This window comes from Bacillus pretiosus (assembly GCF_051294775.1).
GTDB classification, from domain to species: domain Bacteria; phylum Bacillota; class Bacilli; order Bacillales; family Bacillaceae_G; genus Bacillus_A; species Bacillus_A wiedmannii.
Genome location: NZ_JBPPHF010000149.1, coordinates 1 through 310, shown reverse-complemented (window position 1 = coordinate 310; position 310 = coordinate 1). Strand labels below are relative to the sequence as shown.

1 protein-coding gene is annotated in these 310 nt (G+C 33.9%); it reads right to left on the bottom strand.

Annotation, left to right across the window (positions count from 1 at the left end; genetic code table 11):
* Nucleotides 1–310, bottom strand: a 310-nt coding sequence (locus tag ACSG5Z_RS30255) for a metal ABC transporter permease (RefSeq protein ID WP_435712783.1), incomplete at both ends; no start/stop codon positions are given.

The following is a 310-nucleotide window of genomic DNA, read 5'->3' as shown; positions in this document are numbered from 1 at the left end:
CCTGGTGCTAGATCAAGTTGATATGAAGCAAACATTCCACCAATTACTGCAATTTCACCAAATAAAATGGAAAAGAAAATTGTTTGTTTAAATCCATTCGCAATACGAATTCTTGCTGCAACTGGTAACGTCATTAATGATGATACGAGAAGAACCCCTACTACACGCATTGATACTGCAATAACAAGAGCAACCAATATAATGAAAATAAAGTGAATCCACTTTGCACTCAAACCGGTAGATACAGCATATTCCTCATCAAACGATAGTAAAAATAACTCTTTGTATAATAAAGTGATCGTTACAATAA